Origin of the sequence: Limnohabitans sp. JirII-29 (assembly GCF_003063395.1) — a bacterium.
Lineage (GTDB): Bacteria > Pseudomonadota > Gammaproteobacteria > Burkholderiales > Burkholderiaceae_C > Limnohabitans.
Window position 1 is genome coordinate 1 of the sequence record NZ_NESB01000020.1, and the last position, 3040, is coordinate 3040.

Below are 3040 nucleotides of genomic sequence, written 5' to 3' on the forward strand. Positions count from 1 at the left end.
TGGCGCTGCCCATGGGGCTTTGCAGGGCCAGCAAGGTGCTGGCGTTGACCACCAGCACGTCGTTGCCCGAGCCGCCGTAGAGCACATCGGCACCGCCGTTGCCGATGAGGGTGTCGTCGCCCGCGCCGCCCACCAGGGTCTCGGCGCTGGTGGTGCCAGTGAGGGTGTCGGCGGCGGCGCTGCCGAGTTGGTCGACGGCGGTTTTGTTGGCCCAGGTGCCGTCGGTGGCACCAAAAATCACATAGCTGCGCCCGGTGTTGCTGCCCGCGCTGGTGCTGCTGAACGGTGCGCTCACCAGCAAGTCGGCCAAGCCGTCGCCGTTGACGTCGCCTGCGCCCGACACGCTGAAGCCACTGTTGTCGCCACTGGCTTGGCCGTTGATCACAAAGCCACCACTGCCTGCGGCGACGTTGCTCAACTCAATGGCGCTGGTGGCGGTGGTACCCAACACCAGGTAGGTGTGCCCGATGTTGTTGCCTGAGCCGATGGCACCTAGCAACAAATCGGCCAAACCGTCGCCGTTGACATCGCCCGCGCCCGACACGCTGTAGCCACTGTTGTCGCCACTGGCTTGGCCGTTGATCACAAAGCCCCCTGTGCCCGCGGCGACGTTGCTCAATGCAATGGCGCTGGCTGCTGTGGTGCCCCACACCAGGTAGCTGCGTCCAGCGTTGTTGCGCGCGCTGGGGTCGCCGAAAATAGCCCCCACCAGCAAGTCGGCCAAGCCGTCGCCGTTGACGTCGCCTGCGCCCGCCACGCTGTAGCCACTGTTGTCGCCATTGGCTTGGCCGTTGATGACAAAGCCGCCTGTGCCAGCGGTCACCGCGCTCAGGTTGATGGCGCTGGTGGCGGTGGAGCCCCACACCACATAGCTGCGCCCGGCGTTGCTGCCATTGCTGGGGTCGCTGTAGGGTGCGCCTACCAGCAAGTCGGCCAAGCCGTCACCGTTGACATCGCCTGCGCTCGACACGCTGTAGCCAGTTCGATCGCCAGCACTTATGCCGTTGATGACAAAGCCACCACTTCCTGCGGCCACATCGCTCAATTCAATGACGCTGGTGGCGGTGGTGCCCCACACCACGTAGCTACGTCCAGTTGAACCCCCTACGTCGACGGCACCAATTAAAAAGTCATCCAAGCCATCGCCGTTGACGTCGCCCGCGCTCGCCACGCTGAAGCTGCTTCGATCGCCATTACTTACGCCGTTGATGACAAAGCCGCCTGTGCCAGCGGTCACCGCGCTCAGGTTGATGGCGCTGGTGGCGGTGGAGCCCCACACCACATAGCTGCACCCGGCGCTGCTGCCACTGCTGGGGTCGCTGTAGGGTGCGCCTACCAGCAAGTCGGCCAAGCCATCGCCGTTGATATCGCCTGCGCTGGATACACTCCAGCCGCTGTAATCATCGGTGCACGCGCCGTTGATCACAAAGCCGCCCGTGCCTGCGACCACAGCGCTCAAGTTGATGGCGCTGGTGGCGCTGGTGCCAAACACCACGTAGCTGCGACTGCCAGAGCCGATGGTGATAAAGGGCGCGCCCACCAGCAAGTCGGCCAAGCCGTCGCCGTTGACATCGCCTGCGCCCGACACGCTGTAGCCACTTTGATCATCCGCACATTCACCGTTGATCACAAAACCGCCGGTGCCAGCTGCCAAAGCGCTCAGGTCCACGCCGGTCACGCGCAGGGACTGGCCGCTGACGGCACTGAGGTTGCCCGCCGCGTCCACGGTGTAGAGCACATAGCTGCCGTCGCTCAAGCCGCTCAAGCCCAAGGCAGTGCTGGTGTTGCTCTGCCCAATGGCCACGCTGTTCCACAAACCATCGGCCTGGCTGGTGATGTCGGCCAGCGTGCTCACACTCACGCTGCTGTTGACGAGGTAAGCGGTGCCGACCTCCGAGCTGCTGACGGTGGCGCTGGCGGTGTTGGTGAGAACGCTTGTGCTACCCAAGGTGGAAGTAGGTGCCATGCTCTCCAAGGTGAGGGTCTGGCTGCTGGCCGCACTGAGGTTGCCCACCGCGTCCACGGTGTAGAGCACATAGCTGCCGTCGCTCAAGCCGCTCAAGCCCAAGGCAGTGCTGGTGTTGCTCTGCCCGATGGCCACGCTGTTCCACAAACCATCGGCCTGGCTGGTGATGTCGGCCAGCGAAGTCACGCTCACGCTGCTGTTGACGAGGTAAGCGGTGCCGACTTCCGAGCTGCTGACGGTGGCGCTGCTGATGGTGTCGGCAAAGATGCCGGGGGTGAGGACAGCCGTGGGTGCCGTGCTGTCCAAGGTGATGGTCTGGGTGGTGGCGGCACTGAGGTTGCCCGCCGCGTCCACGGTGTAGAGCACATAGCTGCCGTCGCTCAAGCCGCTCAAGCCCAAGGCGGTGCTGGTGTCGCTCTGCCCAATGGCCACGCTGTTCCACAAGCCATCGGCCTGGCTGGTGATGTCGGCCAGTGAACTCACGCTCACGCTGCTGTTGACCAGGTAAGCGGTGCCCACCTCCGAGCTGCTGACGGTGGCGCTGGCGGTGTTGGCCACAACACTCGAACTACCCAAGGTGGCCGTGGGGGCGGTGGTGTCGACCGTCAAGGTCTGGCTGCTGACGGCACTCAGGTTGCCCGCTGCGTCCACGGTGTAGAGCACGTAGCTGCCGTCGCTCAAGCCGCTCAAGCCCAAGGCGGTGTCGGTGTTGCTCTGCCCAATGGCCACGCTGTTCCACAAGCCATCGGCCTGGCTGGTGATGTCGGCCAGCGAAGTCACGCTCACGCTGCTGCTGACGAGGTAAGCGGTGCCGACCTCGGAGCTGCTGACGGTGGCGCTGGCGGTGTTGGCCAAGCTGGCCGTCGTGAGGGTGGCCGTGGGTGCTGTGCTATCGACCGTCAAGGTCTGGCTGCTGACGGCACTCAGGTTGCCCGCTGCGTCCACGGTGTAGAGCACGTAGCTGCCGTCGCTCAAGCCGCTCAAGCCCAAGGCGGTGCTGGTGTTGCTCTGCCCAATGGCCACGCTGTTCCACAAGCCATCGGCCTGGCTGGTGATGTCGGCCAGCGAAGTCAC

1 protein-coding gene is annotated in these 3040 nt (G+C 64.7%); it reads right to left on the reverse strand.

Annotated features, from left to right (window positions below; genetic code table 11):
- A partial coding sequence (locus tag B9Z39_RS16770) for an FG-GAP repeat protein (RefSeq protein ID WP_146183355.1) occupies positions 1-3040 on the reverse strand: 3040 nt, incomplete at both ends.